Source organism: Pseudomonas sp. LBUM1651 (assembly GCF_059716135.1).
In genome coordinates, this window is the sequence record NZ_CP166805.1 from 5,287,793 (window position 1) to 5,310,255 (window position 22,463).

General features: G+C 56.0%; 19 protein-coding genes, 4 tRNA genes and 1 pseudogene. 4 read left to right on the forward strand and 20 right to left on the reverse strand.

All coding sequences use genetic code 11. The features are described 5' to 3' along the window. Window positions 1-4: 4 nt before the first annotated feature. The 18 genes and pseudogenes from ACA066_RS24775 to rluD all read right to left on the reverse strand — a co-directional run bounded on the left by ACA066_RS24775 (window position 5) and on the right by rluD (window position 16,275). A complete protein-coding gene (locus tag ACA066_RS24775) occupies window positions 5-901 on the reverse strand; it encodes a UDP-N-acetyl glucosamine 2-epimerase (RefSeq protein ID WP_497699957.1) in 897 nt (298 codons plus the stop codon). A gap of 71 nt (window positions 902-972) precedes the next feature. Beyond that, window positions 973-1,422, reverse strand: a pseudogene (gene wbpA / locus ACA066_RS24780) (UDP-N-acetyl-D-glucosamine 6-dehydrogenase); the annotation flags it as partial. A 667-nt stretch (window positions 1,423-2,089) separates the two neighbouring features. Then, on the reverse strand, window positions 2,090-2,869 hold the full coding sequence (locus ACA066_RS24785; RefSeq protein ID WP_497697005.1) for a cephalosporin hydroxylase family protein: 780 nt from the start codon (window positions 2,867-2,869) through the stop codon (window positions 2,090-2,092). An 11-nt stretch (window positions 2,870-2,880) separates the two neighbouring features. Continuing rightward, the gene (locus ACA066_RS24790; RefSeq protein ID WP_497697006.1) at window positions 2,881-3,666 is read right to left on the reverse strand and encodes a class I SAM-dependent methyltransferase; all 786 of its coding nucleotides are present in this window, start codon (window positions 3,664-3,666) and stop codon (window positions 2,881-2,883) included. Next, window positions 3,663-4,898 carry an NAD-dependent epimerase/dehydratase family protein gene (locus ACA066_RS24795; protein WP_497697007.1) on the reverse strand — a complete coding sequence of 412 codons (1,236 nt, stop codon included), beginning with the start codon at window positions 4,896-4,898 and terminating at the stop codon, window positions 3,663-3,665. Before ACA066_RS24795 ends, ACA066_RS24790 begins: the two co-directional genes overlap by 4 nt. Further along, on the reverse strand, window positions 4,895-5,920 hold the full coding sequence (locus tag ACA066_RS24800) for an ATP-grasp domain-containing protein (protein WP_497697008.1): 1,026 nt from the start codon (window positions 5,918-5,920) through the stop codon (window positions 4,895-4,897). Before ACA066_RS24800 ends, ACA066_RS24795 begins: the two co-directional genes overlap by 4 nt. Further along, window positions 5,913-7,028 carry a DegT/DnrJ/EryC1/StrS family aminotransferase gene (locus ACA066_RS24805; protein ID WP_497697009.1) on the reverse strand — a complete coding sequence of 372 codons (1,116 nt, stop codon included), beginning with the start codon at window positions 7,026-7,028 and terminating at the stop codon, window positions 5,913-5,915. Before ACA066_RS24805 ends, ACA066_RS24800 begins: the two co-directional genes overlap by 8 nt. Continuing rightward, window positions 7,025-8,248, reverse strand: coding sequence for a class I SAM-dependent methyltransferase (locus tag ACA066_RS24810; protein ID WP_497697010.1), 1,224 nt, complete (start codon window positions 8,246-8,248; stop codon window positions 7,025-7,027). The genes ACA066_RS24805 and ACA066_RS24810 overlap by 4 nt, the downstream gene beginning before the upstream one ends. Beyond that, window positions 8,245-8,796: a dTDP-4-dehydrorhamnose 3,5-epimerase gene (gene rfbC / locus ACA066_RS24815; protein WP_497697011.1), complete on the reverse strand. Its 552-nt coding sequence runs from the start codon at window positions 8,794-8,796 to the stop codon at window positions 8,245-8,247. The genes ACA066_RS24810 and rfbC overlap by 4 nt, the downstream gene beginning before the upstream one ends. Then, the gene (rfbG, locus tag ACA066_RS24820; RefSeq protein ID WP_497697012.1) at window positions 8,793-9,872 is read right to left on the reverse strand and encodes a CDP-glucose 4,6-dehydratase; all 1,080 of its coding nucleotides are present in this window, start codon (window positions 9,870-9,872) and stop codon (window positions 8,793-8,795) included. Before rfbG ends, rfbC begins: the two co-directional genes overlap by 4 nt. Next, complete coding sequence (rfbF, locus tag ACA066_RS24825; RefSeq protein WP_497697013.1) at window positions 9,869-10,639, reverse strand: glucose-1-phosphate cytidylyltransferase; 771 nt, start codon at window positions 10,637-10,639, stop codon at window positions 9,869-9,871. Before rfbF ends, rfbG begins: the two co-directional genes overlap by 4 nt. A gap of 451 nt (window positions 10,640-11,090) precedes the next feature. Then, window positions 11,091-11,167: transfer RNA gene (locus ACA066_RS24830), tRNA-Pro, on the reverse strand. Between the two features lie 95 nt (window positions 11,168-11,262). Then, a tRNA-Lys gene (locus tag ACA066_RS24835) sits at window positions 11,263-11,338 on the reverse strand. A 5-nt stretch (window positions 11,339-11,343) separates the two neighbouring features. Beyond that, window positions 11,344-11,420, reverse strand: a tRNA-Pro gene (locus tag ACA066_RS24840). A gap of 9 nt (window positions 11,421-11,429) precedes the next feature. Continuing rightward, window positions 11,430-11,505: transfer RNA gene (locus ACA066_RS24845), tRNA-Asn, on the reverse strand. A gap of 390 nt (window positions 11,506-11,895) precedes the next feature. Further along, entirely contained in the window at window positions 11,896-14,460 is a 2,565-nt protein-coding gene (gene clpB, locus ACA066_RS24850; protein WP_497697014.1) for an ATP-dependent chaperone ClpB, read from the reverse strand. A gap of 130 nt (window positions 14,461-14,590) precedes the next feature. Continuing rightward, complete coding sequence (gene pgeF / locus ACA066_RS24855) at window positions 14,591-15,316, reverse strand: peptidoglycan editing factor PgeF (RefSeq protein ID WP_497697015.1); 726 nt, start codon at window positions 15,314-15,316, stop codon at window positions 14,591-14,593. Continuing rightward, window positions 15,313-16,275 carry a 23S rRNA pseudouridine(1911/1915/1917) synthase RluD gene (rluD, locus tag ACA066_RS24860; RefSeq protein ID WP_497697016.1) on the reverse strand — a complete coding sequence of 321 codons (963 nt, stop codon included), beginning with the start codon at window positions 16,273-16,275 and terminating at the stop codon, window positions 15,313-15,315. Before rluD ends, pgeF begins: the two co-directional genes overlap by 4 nt. 151 nt (window positions 16,276-16,426) lie before the next feature. Between rluD and ACA066_RS24865 the strand changes: the two genes are divergently transcribed. The 4 genes from ACA066_RS24865 to ACA066_RS24880 all read left to right on the forward strand — a co-directional run bounded on the left by ACA066_RS24865 (window position 16,427) and on the right by ACA066_RS24880 (window position 20,793). Next, window positions 16,427-17,449 (forward strand): outer membrane protein assembly factor BamD, encoded by a 1,023-nt coding sequence (locus tag ACA066_RS24865; RefSeq protein ID WP_497697017.1) that lies wholly within the window; start codon window positions 16,427-16,429, stop codon window positions 17,447-17,449. A gap of 194 nt (window positions 17,450-17,643) precedes the next feature. After that, window positions 17,644-17,877 carry a PP0621 family protein gene (locus ACA066_RS24870; protein WP_084319472.1) on the forward strand — a complete coding sequence of 78 codons (234 nt, stop codon included), beginning with the start codon at window positions 17,644-17,646 and terminating at the stop codon, window positions 17,875-17,877. Beyond that, window positions 17,867-19,456: a sensor histidine kinase gene (locus tag ACA066_RS24875; protein WP_497697018.1), complete on the forward strand. Its 1,590-nt coding sequence runs from the start codon at window positions 17,867-17,869 to the stop codon at window positions 19,454-19,456. The genes ACA066_RS24870 and ACA066_RS24875 overlap by 11 nt, the downstream gene beginning before the upstream one ends. Further along, window positions 19,453-20,793, forward strand: coding sequence for a sigma-54-dependent transcriptional regulator (locus tag ACA066_RS24880; RefSeq protein ID WP_497697019.1), 1,341 nt, complete (start codon window positions 19,453-19,455; stop codon window positions 20,791-20,793). The genes ACA066_RS24875 and ACA066_RS24880 overlap by 4 nt, the downstream gene beginning before the upstream one ends. 103 nt (window positions 20,794-20,896) lie before the next feature. On the opposite strand, the gene thiO is transcribed toward ACA066_RS24880, so the two are convergent. Beyond that, the gene (thiO, locus tag ACA066_RS24885) at window positions 20,897-21,997 is read right to left on the reverse strand and encodes a glycine oxidase ThiO (RefSeq protein ID WP_497697020.1); all 1,101 of its coding nucleotides are present in this window, start codon (window positions 21,995-21,997) and stop codon (window positions 20,897-20,899) included. A gap of 56 nt (window positions 21,998-22,053) precedes the next feature. After that, window positions 22,054-22,452: a type IV pilin protein gene (locus tag ACA066_RS24890; protein ID WP_497697021.1), complete on the reverse strand. Its 399-nt coding sequence runs from the start codon at window positions 22,450-22,452 to the stop codon at window positions 22,054-22,056. Window positions 22,453-22,463 lie beyond the last annotated feature (11 nt).

Here is a 22,463-nt window from a genome sequence, read left to right on the forward strand (position 1 = left end):
GGGCTCAAGCCTTGCTCCACACCGTGCGATTGATGTAGTCGGTGTAGCTCAGGACCACACGAACCACCTGCAGCGAAACCGGTCCGCCTTGATAATCCGGCACCACTGGCACCTTACGCTGCTCGCGAGAATGCTGGCTGGTCACCACCCGCACCGCATCCATCACGGAGCCGCGCTTCAGGCCGCTCATGATCAGCGTCCCTTCATCCATCCCCTCGGGACGCTCATGAGCGTTGCGCAGGGTGACGGCAGGCAGGTTCAGCAAGGACGCTTCTTCGGTAATGGTGCCGCTGTCGGAAAGCACACAGAACGCCGACATCTGCAGCTTGATGTAGTCCAGCAGACCGAAAGGTTTGACGAAGCGGATCAACGGGTGATCGAGGGATTCACCCAAGGCTTCCAGACGCTTACGCGTACGCGGGTGAGTCGAAACGATCAACGGGAAACCATATTGATCGGCCAGGGCCCGCAAGGTATCCAGCAAATCGCGCAGGTTGTCCGGCGTGTCGACGTTTTCCTCGCGATGGATACTGACGATGAAGAACTTGTCCTGCTCGAGGCCACTGCGCGTCAGCACATCGGACAGCTCGATCTTGGGCATGTAGTGCTCGAGGACTTCCTGCATGTGCGAGCCGGTCTTGATGATCGTTTCAGGGCGAATACCCTCGGCGATCAGGTAACGGCGAGCATGCTCGGTCAACACCATGTTGATGTCGCTGAGGTGATCCAGCACCTTGCGGTTCAGCTCTTCAGGCACCCGCTGATCGAAGCAGCGGTTACCCGCCTCCATATGGAACACCGGGATCTTGCGACGCTTGGCGGAGATCACCGCGAGGCAGGACAGTTGAAGGATCCGCGCTGCAGCCTTTACGCCAATGGCGGCGACGTACGCGAAATCGATCTGCTGAACGATGCAATGAAAGGCATGGACGGCGTTATCCACCTCGCCGCCATGTGGTTGCTGCACTCCTTCAAGCCGCCTTCCTGAACGCGCGGAAGCAGTTCTTCTTCCGTAGTCCCCGGATAGGTGGTGCTCTCCAGAGAGACAACCTGCCCTTCGCGCAAATAAGGTTTGATCGCTTCCGTGGTGTTGATCACGAAGCTCATGTCCGGTTCACGGTACTTGTTCAGAGGGGTTGGAACACACAGGATCAGGGCGTCGCATTCGCTGGCGCGCTGGAAATCAGTGGTGGCCTCGAAGCCGCTTTGACGGGCGCTCTGAATTTTCCCGGCAGGGATATGCTCGATATAGCTTTGTCCGTCATTCAACCGGGAGACTTTAGCCTCATCGATATCGATGCCCAGCACACGAAAGCCAATAGCGTTGTAACGCAACATCAGAGGCAGACCGACATAACCCAGCCCTACGATACCAATTAGAGCCTCTCTGCTTTTGAACTTGCCAACACTCGCCTGCTTCATGTCCGACATCAGGTAAAACTCCCATTAACTAATTCTTAAGCAATTAGCACTGCAACTAATCGGGAATAACTGCCCGTTATTGAAGCTTTCTTCGCGTATTGTCTTGCCATTTCCGGGTAAGCAGTCACATCTTGGTTGGCCTGGTCCGAATAGCCTTCCATGCATTACCGACCGCGGGGTCCGAGGCCTTGGATTGCTCGGCAGGGTCCCCCCTAAGCCTCGCAACCGAAAAAGCGCATTATGCCAGTTTTCTCCCGGCACGGCTTTAAAGCAATTGATGTCTCGCAGGTGTTCAGACCAACAAACACGCCAGTGTCACATCGTATCCCCCACGCCATTTCCCCCCTACGCCCCCTCCCCCGCGCGACACAGTAGAGATACACCCTGCCCTCCTGGCTTCGGTCAACACCGCATTTACGTGGCTGAGTTTTTTGAGCGATATACCTCGATGGCGACGGAAAGGCTTCCCGCACCGGGATACAAGAGGTGCTTGAGACAGGCCGCGAATATCCAACAGGTGACGATCAACTCGACACGCCACCTGAGCTTGCCCCTTCAACGGCACTGGCGATCACTTGATTGCGCTCATGATCTGATGGACTGATTGGATATCAGAGATCCCAATCGTCGCAATGGTGAAGTGTGTCGGCGCACGGCCGACACATTGTCAGTTTACTTTTTTCAAATACCCGTCAGGTGCTACAGAAATCAACAGCTTGTTATCTATTTGCTTATCAATTGTAAAGTCGGTGTGCGACTTCAAATATTCGTAAACTGCAGTCTTAGGGCTGTTACCTGGCCCCCACGGACGGTCTTGCACCAGACCCGCAGGCAAGTCTTCAATGAGCGTATCAAATACCACACAGTAGCTATCAACGCTGACCAAATCCGCATAGGCCTCAAGTTCAGCCAGCACGTGATCATGGGTATGATTAGAGTCCAGGCAAACCAGAACACGCTTGTAGCCTTTAGCGTATTCACGGACTTTAGTAACGGTATCCAGATCGATGCTGGAGCCTTGGATCATATCGATCATGTGAGACAACGGATGCGCTTTGATTGCATCAGCGTTGTGCTGGCGAATGTCGATATCAATACCGAGCACACGGCGCTTGCTAGCCCGCGGATCAAGGCTCTTGCCTTGTTCAACCGCCTCGCAATAGTCGAGCATTGCCAGCATGGAAGCGCTAAAGATCAATGACCCGCCGTGGGCGATGCCGGTTTCAATGATCAGATCCGGTTTAATTTCCCAGATCAGCTCCTGCATCGCATGAAGATCCTGCGGATACTGAATTACCGGCCGACCGAACCAGGAGAAATTATAAGTATATCCAAGCTTATTGGTTTCTCGAGACCAAATTCGAGACAGTGCCTGCACATCCTTATCATCACCAAGCGCTTGAATGTTTTGTGATACTTGCTTCTTGAATTCTTCTACTGGGTTCATCACATCACCAATTATTTTGTAATGCAGGCATAAATAATATTACAGTCTTCCGGATGCTGTTTGCCTAGCTCATAACACGCGCGGCAAAACTCAGCCTTCCAATCTTTTTTCTCCGCCCCTACACGGCCCCAACCAAATCCGCCCTCTTCCCACAGACCGTTCTTCAGAAACCAGTCGATTTGTGGAGTAGAAAGCATTTTATAAAAAACACCTCCCGTAGCAGAAACCTTGAGCCCGGCAGCAGCAACATCGGCACACAGCGTATCGAGGGTGTAGGAGCGTCGATGACCTACGACATTTATATCGAATGGAGAAAGCTCTTCACATTCGTTCAACGTGCCCATCAAGACCGCAAGACGTCTATTAACAGCTCGGGCATTTGGAACATGTACAAGCAAGACCCCATCGTCAGTCAATAAAGAAGCTGCTTTTTTCAGAACAGCAATAGGATCGACGACGTGCTCGAGGATATTAATCATCGTGATAGTGCTGAATCGCTCCGATGTTTCGAAGTCCTCAATCAGCGCTTCGTGGAATTCTGCTTCTGGAAGGTTTTCTTTCGCCAACGCCAAATGCTTGCTGGACGCATCAACGCCTACTACTCTTTTGAAGTGCGGGGCGAGCACCTTGGTTAATATTGCATCTCCACACGGAAGGTCCAGAAGGCTATCGCCAGTAGCATGCTCCAGGCATGCCAGAGCCTGGTAGTAACCCAGCACGCTATTGTAATCGCTGAAAACCTGCGAGCGGGCCCAAGGGAAGTTTTCCTGCAGTTCTTTCTCATCCGCCGACATCATCTGATTTTACCTTTCTCAAATTCAATAATATTCATGACACCCGAATTCAGATCAACCTGAGGCTTCCATCCAAAAGTATTAAAAGCTTTTGAAGAGTCCATTGATATGCAGGCAGTATCCGAATCGATTAGCGTACTGGAAATCAGACTACTGCTACCCAGTATCCCCGAGATCAGAGTGGCGATTTCGACGGTTTCCGTCAGCACACCAGTTCCTAAATTGAAAGTTTCCTTAGTATCGGATTTTACGACCTGTACTATTGCTGAAACCAGATCTTCGACACACATCAAATCCAGGGCGGGATTACCGTTCCTGTAGCGATGCGTCACGATAGGTTCGTTCCTCAGGGCCTTATTGATAAAGTTATATATAAACTTCGGCTTATCTGCATGAACCCCATAAACCGGCCCGGACCTCAAAATCGAGCATTTTAAGCCTTGATTTTTTTTACTGTGCTCCAGAAGTGCTTCCGCAAGGTATTTTGAGTCCCCGTACGGACCTTTCGAAAACAGTGGCAACGACTCATCAGCAGTAACGTTACCTCGATAACCGGAGTACACCTCCCACCCGGACAAATAGATGAGGCGTACATCACGGCTCAGACATACATCAATGACATTTCGCAACATCGTCATCGTCGAACCAAAAGCAACATTCGATGTATAAATTCGCGGATTTGCCAAGTGGACAATGCAGTCGGCCCCACTTTCGCCTACCAGTAAATCAAGCTGCGTACTGCCACTTTCCAAATTAATCAAATCACGCGATGGAGCGACAACGGTGAAATCCTGCTCAAGCATTGGCAACAGTGACCGACCAATAAATCCGCCACCACCGGTTACCAAAACAGAGCGTTTTGCTTCATTACCATGTTTACTTTTCGTGCCTAGCGCCGCTCTTACAGCCATAAGAGGCTCTAACTTTATTTCTTTTTCACCTGTTGAATCTTGAACTTTTCTTACTGCCTGCTCTAAAGAGATCCCCTCATATACAGAGAGCACTCCCGCCGCAATAGCATTACTACGGGAAATTCCATAGTCGCAGCAAATGACCGTTTTTTTCCCAGAACGCAGGGACTCAACCCCTTGCTCAATTTTAAGGCGAACACTTTCTGCACGATTACCCGCTTTATCAACCAAATCGCGAACATCGATAATATTGATATCCGGCGTATTTTGAACCGCCAGTGCCGGCGCCGTTCCGAGCGATGCAGTGATCCAACGAATACTCATTTCAAATGCTCAACAGGGACGAATCTCTCCGTCAGACTCCGCAGATACCAACCGGGTGTAATTTTCGGCTGATGCGCTGGCGCACCTGTCGAAATCGACTTGATAAACAGGTCCACCTCGTTAAAGCCCGCCATCGCACGCAAGTACGTCGACGCTGAAAACCGCGGGTTTATCTCAAATGGAATGAACACCCCATCCTTGATTCGCCCCTGAATGTTGATCGGCCCCCGGCTAGACACCGCCTCGGCGATCGCTTCTGCTTGCCGGCACACGTCAGCAAACTCATCGATATAGCCTTGGGAGTACCCACTGGAGATCAACCCACCCCGCCCTCTGTAAGCGACTGACAGTTTTGCATCCATCGCTCGACGCAATGCGATTGATCCGATTGTTTGGCCGCTCGGCAGAGTCAGTACACCTACGGTAAACTCCCCGCCGTCATCATCTATGTACTCTTGCGCCAGCGGGACACTTCCACTGCGGCGAATAAAATCCGCATAGACCATTGCTTCATCAGTGCTAACGGCAAAAAAAACTGAGGCACTTCCTCCAGAACCGGTCGCTGGTTTGACGATGCAAGGCAAACCGACCCCTTCAACATCACGCGCAGACTCTATCGCGCGGGTTTTCGGGATGGGGATGTTTGCCTGGGACAGCAACTTGAACGTCTCATCCTTGTCGGAAAAGCTCGCGATGACCTCAGGCGAGTTGCTGAGCAAATGAATGCCAGCGTCCTCAAGCTGCTTCGCTGCGGCACCGAGAAGAACCATAGGTTGCTCGCCACCAGGTAGAAGCCAGGTAGAACCGCTGTCTTTACAGGCCTCAATGACATCGGCAATGTAATGCTCACGCTTGACGTGAAAGGTTTTTTTGAACCCGGATTCATACAAGCCATACGCCGTGGTGGATATATCGCAGCCATAGGCTTCATAGCCACCTGCCAGCGACAAACATTTGAGCAATTCGGTGCCAAGTGATGCGCCACCTACTCCAGCGATCATGACTTTCTGCAGGTCACTCATATTGTTTCAACCGCTGAATAATGACATTCACAATGACGTCTTGCTGTTCCTGGGTAAGGTCATGATAACTAGGAAGGTTGATGGCCCTCTCAGGTATAGCCCACGAAAATTTATTCTCTTTTCGATCATCAAACATAGGTAAACTGGACAGTGGGCTAAAGAACACTCGCGCATCTACCTGTTGAGCGGCCAGTTCTTTTTGCAATATTTCACAGGTCAATCCAGTTTCAGGCGAAAACACTGCTGTGGGCATCCATGCGCCAATTACTATGCCTTCTGGCTCTGGATTCAACGCCACGCCCGAATAAGGCTGAAGTTTCTGCCGATAGTAATCCATGACTTCTTTTTTACGGCGTATAAGGTCGTCGATTCGTTCGATTTGCGCACAGCCGATCGCAGCTTGAATATTCGACATCTTGTATTTGAAACCAACCATGTCCGGCCAGAACTGCTTGGTCTGCCCTCTCGCCCTGCCGTGGTTTGAAAGTGTCAGTACTTTTTCGTAAAGAGCGGCGTCGTTAGTGACAAACATGCCGCCTTCGCCCGTCGTAAGGGTCTTGGTGCCATGGAAAGAAAAGCTGCCAAAAGTCCCCATGCTACCGGCCCGCTTGCCGTGATACTGAGAACCGATCGCTTCAGCCGCATCCTCGATAACGGGAATGCCATGGCGCTCGCCGATTTCCAGCAAACGGTCCATATCGCAGAGATTGCCGTACAGGTGCACCGCGACAATGGCTTTGGTTTTAGGGGTGATGGCTGATTCCACTTGCTCGGGATCAATGCACCAGGTATCAGGAAGAATATCGACGAATACCGGAGTAGCGCCCAGGTGTTCGACAGGAGAAACGGTGGCGATCCAATTGGTGTCCGCCATGATCACTTCGTCGCCCGGCCCTATGCCCAAGGCGGCCATGCCCATGTGCAGGGCACCCGTACAGCTCGAGGTAGCAATCGCATATTCAACGCCAAGGTGGGCCTTGAATGCATTCTCGAAACGCACGATGTACTCGTAGCATTTGTCGCCCCAACCGTTTCTGGCCGCGTCAGTGGCGTACTCGACTTCCAGTTCGGTAATCGAAGGCTTGGTGTAGAAAATCCGCTCGCTCATTTGACCTCCAGTGCGGGAACAGCCGTAACAAACTGTCCACCCCACTTTCTGACGTAGCTGTGATGACCGATCACTTCATCGGCGATGTTCCAGGGCAGAATCACCACGGTATCGGGTTGAGTTTCTTTCAGCTTCTGCGGCGAGTAGACCGGGATATGACTCCCGGGAAGGTATTTACCTTGCTTGGACGGCGCTGCATCACACACATAGGCCAAGAGATCCGGTTTGACGCCTGCATAGTTCAACAGCGTGTTGCCCTTGGCAGCGGCACCATATGCAACTACCTGTTTGCCCGCGCGCTTCTGCTCGATCAGGAAACTGAGCAGGCCATTCTTGACTTCATCGGCCAGCACTTGAAAACCTTGATAGATCTTCAGATCCTGCAACCCGAACTGCAACTCCGCGTCCAGAAGACGAGCGACGCCAGGGCTGTCACTGCGACCATCCTCAACATGACAGCCATGCACGCGCAAGCTACCACCATGGGTCGGCAACTCTTCTACCTCACTGATCCGCAAACCAGCCTGGGCAAAGATTTGATTTACCGTGTAAAGCGACAAATAGGAAAAGTGCTCGTGGTATACGGTGTCGAACTGGGTGTGCTGGATCAGACGCATGAGGTGCGGAAACTCAAGGGTGATGGTTCCCCCAGGTTTCAAAGCCGCTTTCAGACCACGAGTGAAATCGTTGATATCCGGCACATGGGCAAAAACGTTGTTGCCGGCAATCAAATCAGCTTGGCGTCCCTCGGTCGCCAGCCGCTTGCCCAGTTCTTCACCGAAAAACTCACGCAACACCGGGATACCGATTTCCTCCGCAGCAGCGGCCGTGCTGGCGGTCGGTTCAATCCCAAGACATGGGATATCTGCGGCCAAAAAATTCTTCAGCAGGTAACCATCGTTCGAAGCCACTTCGATCACAAAGCTGTCAGCTCCGAGCCCCAAGCGTTCGATCATGGTCCGCGAATAAACAGCGGCATGCTTGAGCCAACTGGTCGAAGTGGACGAGAAGTAGGCGTAATCCTTGGAAAAGAACAGGTCTGCCTGAGCGTAATCTTCGGTCTGTACCAACCAGCAGTTCTCGCACACTTTCAATTTGAGCGGAAAGTAGATTTCCGGCGAGCTCAACTCCGCTTCGCTGAGGTACGAATTGGAGGGCGGAGCAAAACCCAGATCCAGAAAAGTGTGCTGCAGCGGCTCAGAGCAGTGGCGACATTTCATACATGAAGTCCGGCGAATTCGTTAGATAGCAAAGCGTGATTCTTGTCGCGCTCGGAAAGATCGGAGACAGGCAATGGCCAGGTGATTCCCAGTCGAGGGTCATCATAACGTACCCCCCCTTCAGCCGTCGGCTCATACAAAGCTGTGTGCAGGTAGAGCAACTCGCTCTCGGCTTCGAGCACTTGAAAACCGTGCGCGCAGCCTTGAGGAATCACTAACATGCGACCGGTTTGCGGGCTCAGCTCTTCAGCATGCCAGCGCAAAAATGTCGGAGAGTCTGCACGCAGATCGACGACCACATCCCATACCCGGCCTTTCAGGCAACGGACCATTTTCATCTCCGCATGGGGGGCATGCTGAAAATGCAGCCCCCGCACGGCGCCAATGGTCGAGGTACGAGAATGGTTGATCTGCACGATATGTTGAGTACCCAAAACGTCAGCCAGGCTTTTTTCGCAGAACAAACGACTGAATGCGCCACGGTGGTCCTGGTAAGGCTGCGTTTCAACCACTACGGCGCCATTTATCGCTGTAGGTCGGATATTCATGAATCAATCCAGACACAGCCGACTTGAACTGCCGCAGTGATGTACCTCGCCAGTTGCTCACGAGTGATCGCCTGACCTGTGGAGGACTGGTGACGGTACCAGTCAGCCGTCATTTCCAGGCTTTGCTCCAGACTCCAGACCGGCTGCCAACCCAGGCGAGCCTTCGCCTGTGCGCAGTCGAGGTACAGCAGATTGGCTTCGTGCGGCTGCGGTACGGATGTGGTATGCCAAGCGAGTTCCGGCCAATACACCTGCAAGCCTGTTAACACCTCTGCAACCGTACGGTTGTCTTGCGGCGCAGGACCAAAATTCCACCCGCCCTCAATCGCCTTATCGAGCATCAGAAGACGCTGGCCGAGCAATAGGTAGCCGGACAGGCATTCGAGTACATGCTGCCAAGGTCGGGTGGATTGAGGAGAACGGATTTCCAGGGATTCGCTGGCCTTGACAGCCCTGACCAGGTCGGGGATCAGACGATCCTCGGACCAATCACCCCCGCCGATGACATTACCGGCACGTGCCGAGGCGATCAGCGGCGCACCTTCAGTGCTCCAGAATGCCTTGCGATAGCTGTCGACTACCAGTTCGCTGGCCGCTTTGGATGCACTGTAAGGGTCATGACCACCGAGGCGATCATTTTCACGATACCCCCAAGGCCACTCGTTGTTGGCGTAGACCTTGTCCGTCGTGATGACAATGACCGCCCGCACACTGGGCGTATGCCGGCAGGCCTCAAGCACATTGGCAGTCCCCATCACGTTGGTCGACCAGCTTTCCAGGGGATCGCGATAGGAGCGACGCACCAGCGCCTGAGCAGCAAGGTGAAAAACGATTTCCGGCTCCGCTTTCTCGAATGCATCCCGAACCACCGCCGGATCGCGAATGTCACCGCGCAGATCAACTGCCGGGATACTCAACAGGTCCCAGTGAGCCAGAGTACTTTCAGGCGTCAGACCGAGACCGGTCACTTGCGCGCCGAGCTCGCAAAGCCAGGTCGCCAACCAACTGCCTTTGAAGCCCGTATGCCCGGTGAGCAGAACCTTACGGCCCCGATAGAGATCGCCGAACTGCTTCATGCCCAGCGCTTCCAGGGTGCATTACCTTTGCCCCACAAATCTTCGAGGTGATTTTTATCCCGCAAGGTATCCATCGCCTGCCAAAAGCCACTGTGTTGATAAGCCATGAGGTTTCCCTCATCAGCCAATCGCATCAGTGGCTCGGTTTCCCAGCTGGATTGATCATCAGCGATGTAATCAATGACGGAAGGATTGAGCACAAAGTAGCCGCCATTGATCCAGGCGCCATCACCCGCGGGCTTCTCCTGGAAGCTGTTGACCTGGCTGCCCTGCATATTCAAAGCGCCATATCTTCCCGGCGGCTGAATAGCCGTCACGGTGGCAAGCTTGCCGTGAGCGTGGTGAAAATCGATTAACTCGCGGATATTCACATCCGATACGCCATCACCATAGGTAAAACAGAATGGCTCTTCGCCCAGATGCTCACGGACTCGCTTGAGCCGCCCTCCGGTCAAGGTGTCCTCGCCGGTATTGACCAGCGTGACGCGCCAAGGCTCAACGTAGCGCTGATGAACTTCCATGGTGTTATTGGACATGTCAAACGTGACATCGGACATGTGCAGGAAATAGTTGGCGAAGTACTCCTTGATCACATAGCCCTTGTAACCACAGCAAATCACGAAATCATTGATTCCGTAAGAAGAGTAGAGCTTCATAATGTGCCAGAGAATCGGCTTGCCACCGATTTCGATCATCGGCTTGGGACGCAAATGGGACTCTTCAGAAATACGCGTGCCAAGCCCACCCGCCAGAATTACCGCCTTCATGGGAAACCTTACCTGCAAATGTCTATGGAAACCGCTCAATTAATCCGAGGGACGCGGCAGCAACCCTTATTGCACGAGCGCTACAGACGAATTGGCAGACCGGGAGGTTTTAGCATGACCCCGATGCATTGAACAGACCGTCATCCTTGGCACAATCTTGATTTCAAATGCAAAAAAGTTTTCACGGATCCCGGGAAACATAGAAAACAGAACGCCGGTTTGATTGATGATGTTCGCGCGAGCAAACACATCCAACAAACCGGCGTTCTTATGCGCGGTACAGGATTGACTGGCCGCTAACCAAGCGCTGGTGACGGTGTACTTGATGAAGGTTTAATTCAAAACGCTTGGGACGCCGAACCCGGCTTGGAGATGGAAAAGGCGTAAAGCCTATGCAGGACGGGACAGGAACCAAAAAAAAGGCGTCCTATTGGACGCCTTTTTCTATGTATGGTCGGGGTAAGGGGATTCGAACTCCTGACATCCTGCTCCCAAAGCAGGCGCGCTACCGGACTGCGCTATACCCCGGTAAAAAAAAGGCACCTTTGAAAGGCGCCTTCTTCGATCAGCGCTTTTGGCCTCTGATCTTAAGATTCGATTCCAGCGCTAACTGGTTTCAAAAATGGTGGGTCGTGTGGGATTCGAACCTACGACCAATTGGTTAAAAGCCAACTGCTCTACCAACTGAGCTAACGACCCAAAAATGGTCGGGGTAAGGGGATTCGAACTCCTGACATCCTGCTCCCAAAGCAGGCGCGCTACCGGACTGCGCTATACCCCGGTTTGAAATTGGCTCCGTGACCAGGACTCGAACCTGGGACCCAATGATTAACAGTCATTTGCTCTACCGACTGAGCTATCACGGAACTACATATTTCAATTTACAACTGTGAAGCTTGCTTCACCTCTTCGACCCGTTCGCATCGCTGCGTTCGTGTGTCTGAGGCGCGCTATTCTACAATCTTAAGCACCTCTGTCAACCCCTTAAATTGCTTTCAAGTTAATGATTTGCAACTTATTTCAGATTCCTGCTTGGGGAGCGGAAACCCTTCGGGGTGACTTACTGCGGGGCGCACTTTACAAGCCTTTTCCTTTCAGTTCAACAACCTGACGAAAAAAAGGCCTCGCAATGCGAGGCCTCTTGTTGGAGCGAGCTTGCTCGCGAAAAAAGTCGGAACAACGCGTTCATCCAGACAGCGCGCGTTATCGTTGACGTCCATCGCGAGCAAGCTCGCTCCTACAGTCGTAAAAGTGGATCAGGCGAAGACGATTTCGTCGTTTTCCACCACACCTTTGGCGGTATCGCCGGGCATGAAACGACCCGACAGAATCAGCTGCGCCAGCGGGTTTTCGATCCAGCGCTGGATCGCTCGTTTGAGCGGCCGCGCGCCGTACACCGGGTCGTAACCGACAGCGATCAGCTTATCCATGGCCTCAGGGCTGAGTTCCAGCCTCAGTTCCCGCTCGGTCAGGCGACTGCGCAGACGACCCAACTGGATCTCGGTAATGCCCGCGATTTGATCCCGAGCCAATGGCTCGAAGATCACCACTTCGTCGACCCGGTTGATGAACTCCGGCCGGAAATGCGTGGAAATCGCATCCATCACCGCCGCGCGCTGAGCCTCACGATCACCGACCAGCTCCTGGATCTGTACCGAACCCAGGTTGGAGGTCATGACGATCACGGTGTTCTTGAAATCCACCGTGCGGCCATGGCTGTCGGTCAAGCGGCCATCTTCCAGCACTTGCAGCAAGATGTTGAAGACGTCCGGGTGGGCCTTCTCGACCTCATCCAGCAGGATCACCGAATAAGGCTTGCGACGCACCGCCTCGGTCAGGTAACCGCCCTCCTCGTAACCCACGTAGCCTGGTGGCGCACCGATTAGGCGAGCCACGGAATGTTTCTCCATGAACTCGGACATGTCGATCCGCACCATGGCCTCTTCGGTATCAAAGAGGAACTCGGCCAACGCCTTGCACAGCTCGGTTTTACCGACACCGGTCGGGCCGAGGAACATGAACGAACCGCTTGGACGATTCGGGTCGGACAACCCGGCCCGCGAACGCCGCACTGCGTTGGAAACCGCGATCACCGCTTCGTCCTGACCGATCACACGTTGGTGCAACAGGCTTTCCATCTTCATCAGCTTGTCGCGCTCGCCTTCGAGCATTTTCGACACCGGAATGCCGGTCCATTTCGACACGACTTCAGCGATCTCTTCTTCGGTCACTTTGCTGCGCAGCAACTGGTTTTCGCTTTTGCCATGCTGGTCGACCATTTGCAGGCTGCGCTCCAGGTCCGGGATCACCCCGTATTGCAGCTCGGCCATGCGGTTGAGGTCGCCTTTACGACGGGCTGCTTCCAGTTCCTGACGGGACTGTTCGATTTTCTGCTGGATCTGCGCAGAACCCTGAACTTCGGCTTTTTCCGAATTCCAGATTTCTTCGAGGTCCGAATACTCGCGCTCGAGACGAACGATTTCTTCCTGGAGTTTTTCCAGGCGCTTGATCGCCGCTTCGTCGCTTTCTTTCTTCAGCGCCTGGGATTCCACCTTGAGCTGAATCAGACGACGCTCGAGACGGTCCAGCACTTCCGGCTTGGAATCGATCTCCATGCGGATGCGGCTGGCGGCTTCGTCGATCAGGTCGATGGCCTTGTCCGGCAACTGACGATCCGTAATGTAGCGATGGCTCAGTTTGGCCGCGGCGATGATCGCGCCGTCGGTGATCGCCACTTTATGGTGAACTTCATAGCGTTCTTTCAGGCCACGCAGAATGGCGATGGTGTCTTCTTCGCTCGGTTCGTCCACCAGCACTTTCTGGAAGCGCCGCTCGAGGGCCGCGTCCTTCTCTATATATTGGCGGTACTCGTTGAGCGTGGTCGCGCCGACGCAGTGCAATTCACCACGGGCCAATGCAGGCTTGAGCATGTTGCCCGCGTCCATCGAACCTTCGCCTTTACCGGCGCCGACCATGGTGTGCAATTCGTCGATGAACAGAATGATCTGCCCTTCCTGCTTCGACAGTTCGTTGAGCAGGGATTTCAGGCGTTCTTCGAACTCGCCCCGGTACTTGGCACCGGCAATCAGTGCCCCCATGTCCAGGGACAACAGGCGTTTGCCTTTCAGGCCGTCCGGCACTTCGCCGTTGATGATGCGCTGGGCCAGGCCTTCGGCGATGGCGGTTTTACCCACGCCAGGTTCACCGATCAGCACCGGGTTGTTTTTGGTGCGGCGTTGCAGCACCTGAATGGTCCGGCGAATTTCGTCGTCACGGCCGATCACCGGATCGAGCTTGCCGTCTTCGGCGCGCTTGGTCAGGTCGACGGTGTATTTATCCAGCGCCTGACGCGACTCTTCGTGGTTGGCGTCATTGACCGCCTCGCCACCACGCAGGTTGTTGATCGCGTTTTCCAGGGCTTTCTTGCTCACGCCCTGGCCGAGCAACAATTTGCCGAGCTTGCTGTTCTCGTCCATGGCGGCGAGCAACACCAACTCACTGGAAATAAACTGATCGCCCTTCTGTTGGGCCAGACGATCGGCCTGGTTGAGCAGGCGCGCCAGATCCTGCGACATGTTGACGTCGCCGGTCGGATTCTGGATTTTTGGTAGCTGGTCGAGCTCTTTGGTCAGCTCTTTACGCAGGCTGTTGACGTCGAAACCGACCTGCATCAGCAGGGGCTTGATCGAACCGCCCTGCTGTTCAAGCATGGCTTGCATCAAGTGCGCCGGTTCAATGCCGGGATGATCAAGGCCGACAGCCAGCGATTGGGCGTCGGATAGAGCTAACTGCAATTTGCTGGTTAAACGATCTATACGCATGGGTCACCTTCCTTTTGAGCAGGCCGGACCTATAAAACATCCTGAATGAAGAAACCTGCCAGATACCGTTATAGATGCGGTCGATTCTGGGAGTTTCAAGCGTCGATCAGTTGATGCAGATCAGAGAAGTCTAGCGCTCTAACCAAACAAGGGAGGTGAACCGACCGGTGCGTGGGCTGCGGCGGTAAGAAAAGAAGCGCGGATCGGTCACAGTGCAGAAACCGCCACCATAGACGGCGGTGACACCGCGAGCAGCCAGACGCAAGCGCGCGAGCTCATAGATGTCGGCCATGAATTTGCCAGCGTTTTGGCTTGGCACGAAGGCCCTGGCGGCTTCTGGCAATTGCTGGACGAAGGTTTCGCGCACTTCCGGGCCGACTTCAAAGGCTTGCGGGCCAATGGCCGGACCGAGCCAGACCAGCACTTCTTCTGGTGGCACGGCCAACGTGTCGAGCGTCGCTTCGAGCACACCTGCCGCCAGCCCGCGCCAACCGGCATGGGCGGCTGCGACGCGAGTGCCGGCACGGTCGCAGAACAATGCTGGCAAACAATCCGCCGTCATCGCCGCGCAGGCAATGCCGGGCGTTGCCGTCCAACTGGCGTCGGCGGTGGCCACAAGGCTTGGGTCCGCGTGAGCCACGACAATGCCATGAACCTGCTTTAACCAGGCCGGCTGAATAGAGAAATGATCAGTGAGGCGGCGGCGGTTTTCGGCAACAGCTTCGGGGCTGTCGTCGACGTGATCGCCGAGGTTGAGGCTGTCGAACGGCGCCAGACTGACGCCGCCCGCACGGGTGGTCACACAGGCTTTCACCCCGGCAGGCGCAGGCCAGTCGGGAATCAGCCAGTCACTCATCCGATGAACGCCTCGCGGTCTTGCTTGAGCAATGTCAGCAACCAGACGAAATCGTCCGGCAGTGGCGATTCCCAGCTCATGCGTATACCAGTGGTCGGGTGATCCAGCTCCAGGAACCGCGCATGCAAGGCCTGACGCGGGAAGGTCTTCAAGGAATCGACCATGGTCTGGCTGGCGGCCGGCGGAATACGGAAACGACCGCCGTAGGCAGGATCTCCGACCAACGGGAAGTTGATGTAAGACATGTGCACCCGAATCTGGTGCGTACGACCGGTTTCCAGTTTCACCCGCACGTGAGTGTGGGAGCGGAAACGCTCGAGCACGCGGTAATGGCTGACGGCTTGCTTGCCACCTTCCATCACGGCCATGCGCTGGCGTTGCTGGCCGTGACGACCGATCGGCGCATTGATCTTGCCGCCCGCCGTCACCACACCGATCACGATGCACTCGTAGATACGGCTGACGCTGCGGCTCTGCAACTGTGTAACCAGCTGCGTCTGCGCCTGAATGGTCTTGGCCACCACCATCAGACCGGTGGTGTCCTTGTCCAGGCGATGCACGATACCGGCGCGGGGCACATTGACGATGTCCGGCACGTGGTGCAGCAAGGCGTTGAGCAAGGTGCCATCAGCGTGACCGGCGGCAGGATGCACCACCAGGCCCGCAGGCTTGTTGATCACGAGGATGTCGTCGTCTTCATAGACGATGTCCAGCTCGATGTCCTGAGCGATCCATTCGCCCTGAGCTTCCTGCTCGGCAGTCAGCTCAAGAATGGCGCCACCGTGAACGATGTCTCGCGGGCGGATTACCGCCCCATCCACAGTCAGGCGGCCGTCTTTGATCCAGGCGGAAAGGCGCGAGCGCGAGTGCTCAGCGAATAATTGTGCGGCGACTTGATCGAGGCGTTGGCCGCCCAATTCGGACGGCACCTCTGCGCGAAGTTCAATTTTATCGGACATGCTCGGACTAGGCGTCGGCACAGCCTTTGGTTTCGGCTGCGCGCTTGTGGTTAAATACGGCGTCTTTTGCCCCGAGGCTATTCAACGGGGCGCTCATCATAACAGGACGGCCCCGCCCAAGACAGCGGCCGTCATAGGGACGCAAGCCGCCATGCAAGTGAAACACCTGCTGCTGATCGCCATCCTCGCATTGACCGCTGCTTGCTCATCGAAGGAAGTCGTAGACGAAAACCTTAGCGAAGTCGAGCTGTACCAGCAGGCTCAGACCGACCTGGACAACAATAGCTACACCGCCGCCACAGCCAAGCTGAAGGCGCTGGAGTCGCGTTATCCGTTCGGTCGCTACGCCGATCAGGCTCAACTCGAGCTCATCTACGCCAACTACAAGAACACCGAGCCCGAGGCTGCGAAGTCTGCCGCCGAGCGTTTCATTCGTTTGCACCCACAGCATCCGAACGTGGATTACGCCTATTACCTCAAGGGTCTGACCTCTTTCGACCAGGATGTCGGCCTGCTGTCGCGTTTCCTGCCGCTGGACATGACCAAGCGTGACCCGGGCGCTGCCCGCGACTCCTACAACGAGTTCGCCCAGCTGACCAGCCGCTTCCCGAACAGCCGCTACTCGCCGGACGCCAAGCAGCGCATGATTTACCTGCGCAACCTGCTGGCGGCCTACGAGATTCACGTCGCCGACTATTACCTGACCCGTCAGGCCTACGTCGCTGCCGCGAACCGTGGTCGTTACGTCGTGGAAAACTTCCAGGAAACCCCATCGGTCGGTGACGGTCTGGCGATAATGACCGAGGCTTACCAGCGTCTGCACCTGGACGACCTGGCCAACACCAGCCTGGAAACCCTGAAGCTGAACTACCCGAACCACCCAACCTTGGTGGACGGTCAGTTCGTGCCGTCGGTGGATGAAGCCGACAACCGTTCGTGGTTGAGCAAGGCCACCCTGGGCCTGATCGAATCCCGTCCACCGCTGCCGCCGGGCGAAACCCGCGCCAACCAGGACGTGCAGAGACAATTCCGGGACGCCAAAGACGCGATTCCGAACGATCTCAAGCCTAAAGATGAGAATGGCGACGTGATCGAAGAAGAGGAACACGAAGCGGAAGGCAACAACAGCGACCGCTCGTGGTTCAGCTACATGACCTTCGGCGTGTTCGACTGACGGATGGAGACCCTGTAGGAGCGAGCTTGCTCGCGAAAAAACGTCCAGACGACGCGTTCATTCAGACAGCACGCGTCATCGTTGACGTCCTTCGCGAGCAAGCTCGCTCCTACAGAGAGTTGACTGCGATTACGCTGTGCGCTGACGATGTCCTTGGCTAAACTGCAGAATCACTCGTCATAAAGCAGCTCACCATGCTTCGTTTATTGTTCTGGATCGCCCTGATTGCCGCCGCGGTATGGTTCTGGCGCAAGTTCAAGGCTCAACCTTCTGTGCCCAAGTCCTCTGCCGAACTGGAAGCTGCGCCCATGGTCCGTTGCGCCCATTGTGGCGTCCACCTGCCCCGCGACCGCGCGCTAAACCTTCAACAACAGTGGTATTGCAGCCAGGCTCACCTCGAGCAAGGCCCGGGCACCAGTGATCGCTGAGACGTCCAGTCCCGGCAACAAACAGGCCCAGCGACTGCTGCGCCTTTATCATCTCTACCGCTTAAGTGTCGGCATCACCTTGGTGCTGCTGATCTCCAGCAACCTCGACAACCAGTTGCTGACATACTCCAATGACGACCTGTTGCGTAGTGGCAGCTGGTTGTACCTGGCCCTGAACATTCTGCTGGTGGTCTTCCTTGAGAACACCCGCCGTCCGGCGCAACTGTTCAGTCTGGCACTGATTGATGTCCTGCTGCTGTGCGGCCTGTTCTATGCCGCCGGTGGTGTTGCCAGCGCCATCGGCAACCTGCTGATCGTCTCGGTGGCCATCAGCAATGCCTTGTTGCGAAGTCGTATCGGCCTGCTGATTGCCGCCGTCGGCGCACTCGGCATCGTCGGGCTAAGTTTTCTCCTGAGCTTCAGCCATCCCGCCACCCCTAACGATTACCTGCAAGTCGGTACGCTCGGTGCGCTGTGTTTTGCCGCGGCATTGCTGGTGCAAGGGCTGATCCAGCGTGTGGAAGTCAGCGAAACCCTTGCCGAGCAACGGGCCAGTGAAGTCGTGGGCCTTGAAGCCCTTAATGCGCTGATCCTGCAGCGCATGCGCACCGGCATCCTGGTGCTGGACGACCAGCGGCGGGTGCAACTGGCCAATCACAGCGCCCAGGCCCTGCTGGGCCGGGACAACCTCGAAGGCCAACGGATCGATGACTGCTCACCCCCTCTCGTCGAGCGCCTGCAATTGTGGCTGAACAACCCGACGCTGCGCCCCCAAAGCCTGAAAGTCACCAGCAGCGGCCTGGAACTGCAACCGAGCTTCATTGCCCTGGACCAAAGCCCACACCACCAAACCCTGGTTTTTCTCGAAGACCTCGCGCAAATCGCCCAACAGGCTCAACAACTGAAACTCGCCGCCCTTGGCCGTCTGACTGCCGGGATCGCCCACGAAATACGCAATCCACTGGGCGCCATTAGTCACGCCGCGCAGCTATTGCAGGAATCCGAGGAACTGAACGGCGCGGACCGACGTCTGACCCAGATTATTCAAGATCACTCTCAGCGTATGAATCGGGTTATCGAAAACGTCCTGCAACTGTCCCGCCGCCAGCAAACCGTGCCGCAACGGCTCGATTTGAAGCCGTGGCTGGAACAGTTCGTCGCCGATGTCCGGGAAAGGGCGATCGAGCGCCAGCAGATTCACCTGCGTATCGGTTCAGGCGACTTCAAAACCCTGATGGACCCGAACCAGCTGACCCAGATTCTCGACAACCTGCTGCGCAATGCCTGGCGCCACAGCGCTCAAACCCATGATCAGGCGCAGGTCTGGCTTGATCTGTTCATCGACTCCGACACCCAGCTGCCGATCATCGAGGTGCTGGACGATGGCGCCGGCGTAGCGCCGGATCAGCAGGTGCATCTGTTCGAACCGTTCTTCACCACCAGCGCCCAAGGCACAGGACTGGGGCTTTATCTGTCCCGTGAACTGTGCGAAAGCAACCAGGCCCGCCTAGACTTTAAACCACGCCAAGGCGGCGGCTGCTTTCGCATCACCTTTGCTCACGGACGGAAACAAAGTTGAACACGAGCCCACAGCAAAAAGTCCTGATCGTCGACGACGAACCGGATATCCGCGAACTCCTGGAAATCACCCTGGGACGAATGAAACTCGACACCTTCAGCGCCCGCAACCTTGGCGAAGCCCAGGCCTTGTTGAAGCGCGAAACGTTTGACCTGTGCCTGACCGACATGCGCCTGCCGGACGGCACCGGCCTTGAGCTGGTGCAACACATTCAGCAACGCTATCCCCAACTTCCGGTGGCCATGATCACCGCTTATGGCAACCTGGAAACGGCGATCAACGCTCTCAAGGCCGGTGCTTTCGACTTCCTGACCAAACCGGTGGACCTCGCCCGCCTGCGCGAACTGGTCACCAGTGCACTGCGCATGCCCGCGCCGGGCGCCACCGTCGATCGTCGTTTGCTGGGCGACTCGTTGCCCATGCGCAATTTGCGTAAACAAATCGACAAGCTGGCCCGCAGTCAGGCACCGGTGTACATCAGCGGCGAGTCCGGCAGCGGCAAGGAATTGGTCGCGCGGCTGATCCATGAGCAAGGGTCGCGCGCCAACCAGCCGTTTATCCCGGTGAACTGCGGGGCAATCCCGTCGGAACTGATGGAGAGCGAATTTTTCGGGCATCGCAAAGGCAGTTTCAGCGGCGCCATCGAAGACAAACCCGGGCTGTTCCAGGCAGCCCATGGCGGCACGCTGTTCCTCGACGAAGTGGCTGATTTACCGCTGGCGATGCAAGTCAAACTGTTGCGGGCGATTCAGGAAAAAGCCGTTCGCAGCGTGGGCGGACAGCAGGAAACCGTGGTCGATGTGCGCATCCTCTGCGCCACCCACAAAGACCTCGCCGCCGAAGTCGCCGCCGAACGCTTTCGCCAGGATTTGTACTACCGGCTCAACGTCATCGAACTACGGGTTCCGCCCTTGCGCGAACGCCGTGATGACATCGAATCGTTGGCCACTCATGTCCTCAAACGTCTGGCAGCCGGCAGCGGCCAGCCCGCCACGAAACTCCACCCGCAAGCGCTTGAAGCGCTGAAAAGCTATCGCTTTCCGGGCAACGTGCGGGAACTGGAGAACATGCTCGAACGGGCTCACACCTTGTGCGAAAACAAACAGATCGAAGCCAGCGATCTGCGACTGACCGAAGGCAACTGCACCGCAGACAGTGGGGGGGGACAGGACCTGACGCAGATCGACAATCTGGAGGACTATCTGGATAACGTCGAACGCAAACTCATCCTCCAGGCCCTGGAGGAAACCCGCTGGAACCGCACGGCGGCGGCTCAGCGGTTGAATTTGTCGTTTCGGTCGATGCGTTACAGGCTGAAGAAATTCGGGTTGGATTGAGGGCCCAATCGCGAGCAGGATCGCTCCCACAGGGTTTTGTGTGAACTCTGTGGGAGCGAGCCTGCTCGCGAAGGCAATCTACTCGACGACAAATATCCCGTGGTCAGATCCGCCCGGCCGGCGCATATGGCGCCGGATCAATAATCGGCGCCCTGCCCAACATCACATCCGCAAACAACTGGCACGACGCCGGCGCCAGCACCAAACCGTTGCGGTAATGCCCGCAGTTGAGCCATAACCCCTCGAACCCCGGCACCCGGCCAATGTAGGGAATCCCCTCCGGCGAACCCGGTCGCAGCCCGGCCCAGTGCCCGACCACCTCGGCCTCAGCCAACTCTGGAATCAGCTCTACCGCAGAGGCCTTCAGGCTCTCCAGCGCAGACCCGGTCGGTGTCTTGTCGAAACCTTCATGCTCTAGCGTACTGCCAATCAGAATGTGGCCATCCCGGCGAGGAATTGCATAACGCCCCTTGGCTAGCACCATGCTCGGCAGGAAGTCTGCGGCGCACTTGTACAGGATCATTTGCCCTTTCACAGGCTCGACCGGCAGTTCCAGCCCAAGGCTTTTGAGCAAACCACCGCTCCAGGCGCCAGCAGTCAGCACCACTTGATCACCGTGGATAGCGCCCGTCGAAGTCTGTACGCCGACAACGTGATCGCCTTCACGGATAAACCCGCTGACCTCGCACTGCTCGTGAATCGTCACGTTCGGCAGCGCCAGCAAAGCAGCCTTGAGGGATTTCACCAACCGCGGATTGCGCACATTGGCCACGTCGGCCATGTAGATCGCCCGGGAGAAACCGGCGCCCAGTACCGGCACGGCATCGTGCGCCGCCGAGATATCCACAGCCCGCAGCGGACGGTTTTCCCGCTCGGCCCAGGCCAGCGCCTCGGCCTCATCATCCAGATCCAGCCAGTACAGACCGGTGGTGTGCACCTCGGGATCAACTCCGGTCGCGGCAAACAGCCGCTCGCCCAGCTGTGGATAAAAATCTTGGGACCAGTGGGCGAGCGCGGTGACCGCCGGGTTGTAGCGCCATGGGTAAAGCGGGGAAACAATGCCGCCACCGGCCCAGGACGATTCCTGACCGACATTCGAACGGTCCAGCAGCACAACGCTCTGTACTTCGGACGCGAGATTGAACGCCGTCAGCAGGCCAATCACACCGCCGCCGACAATCACCACTTGCTGTTGCATGGCCATGTTCCGATCCAAACGTTAAATAGACAGAGGGCGCAAAAGGCGCCCGAAAAAGAAACTCAGCGCCCCCAGCAATCCTTGGTGGTCAGCCCGGTCTTTGCTCCGACCATGCTTCTGACACCCGTATTGGTGATGGTGAAATCGCCACACTTGTCAGTGGCCATGCTGCCGGCCTTGCGTGCAGCGGTCAGCAGGAAGGTCTGGTCGGTCACTGTCGGGGTGATGGTGTAGTAGTCATTGCCGGCGCTCAGGCCGGAGACACCGGTATAGACATTACTCTTCGAGTAAAACCGTTCGAGAATTTGCGCCTGCTCGGAGAGCAGCCCGGCCACTTCAGCCCGGCGCCCCTTCTTCACGTATTCGGTGAGGCTCGGGTAGCCAATGGTGATGATGATCCCGATGATCGCAATCACGATCATGATTTCGATCAGGGTAAAACCTCGGTTGGATCTGCGCATGCCTCAACTCT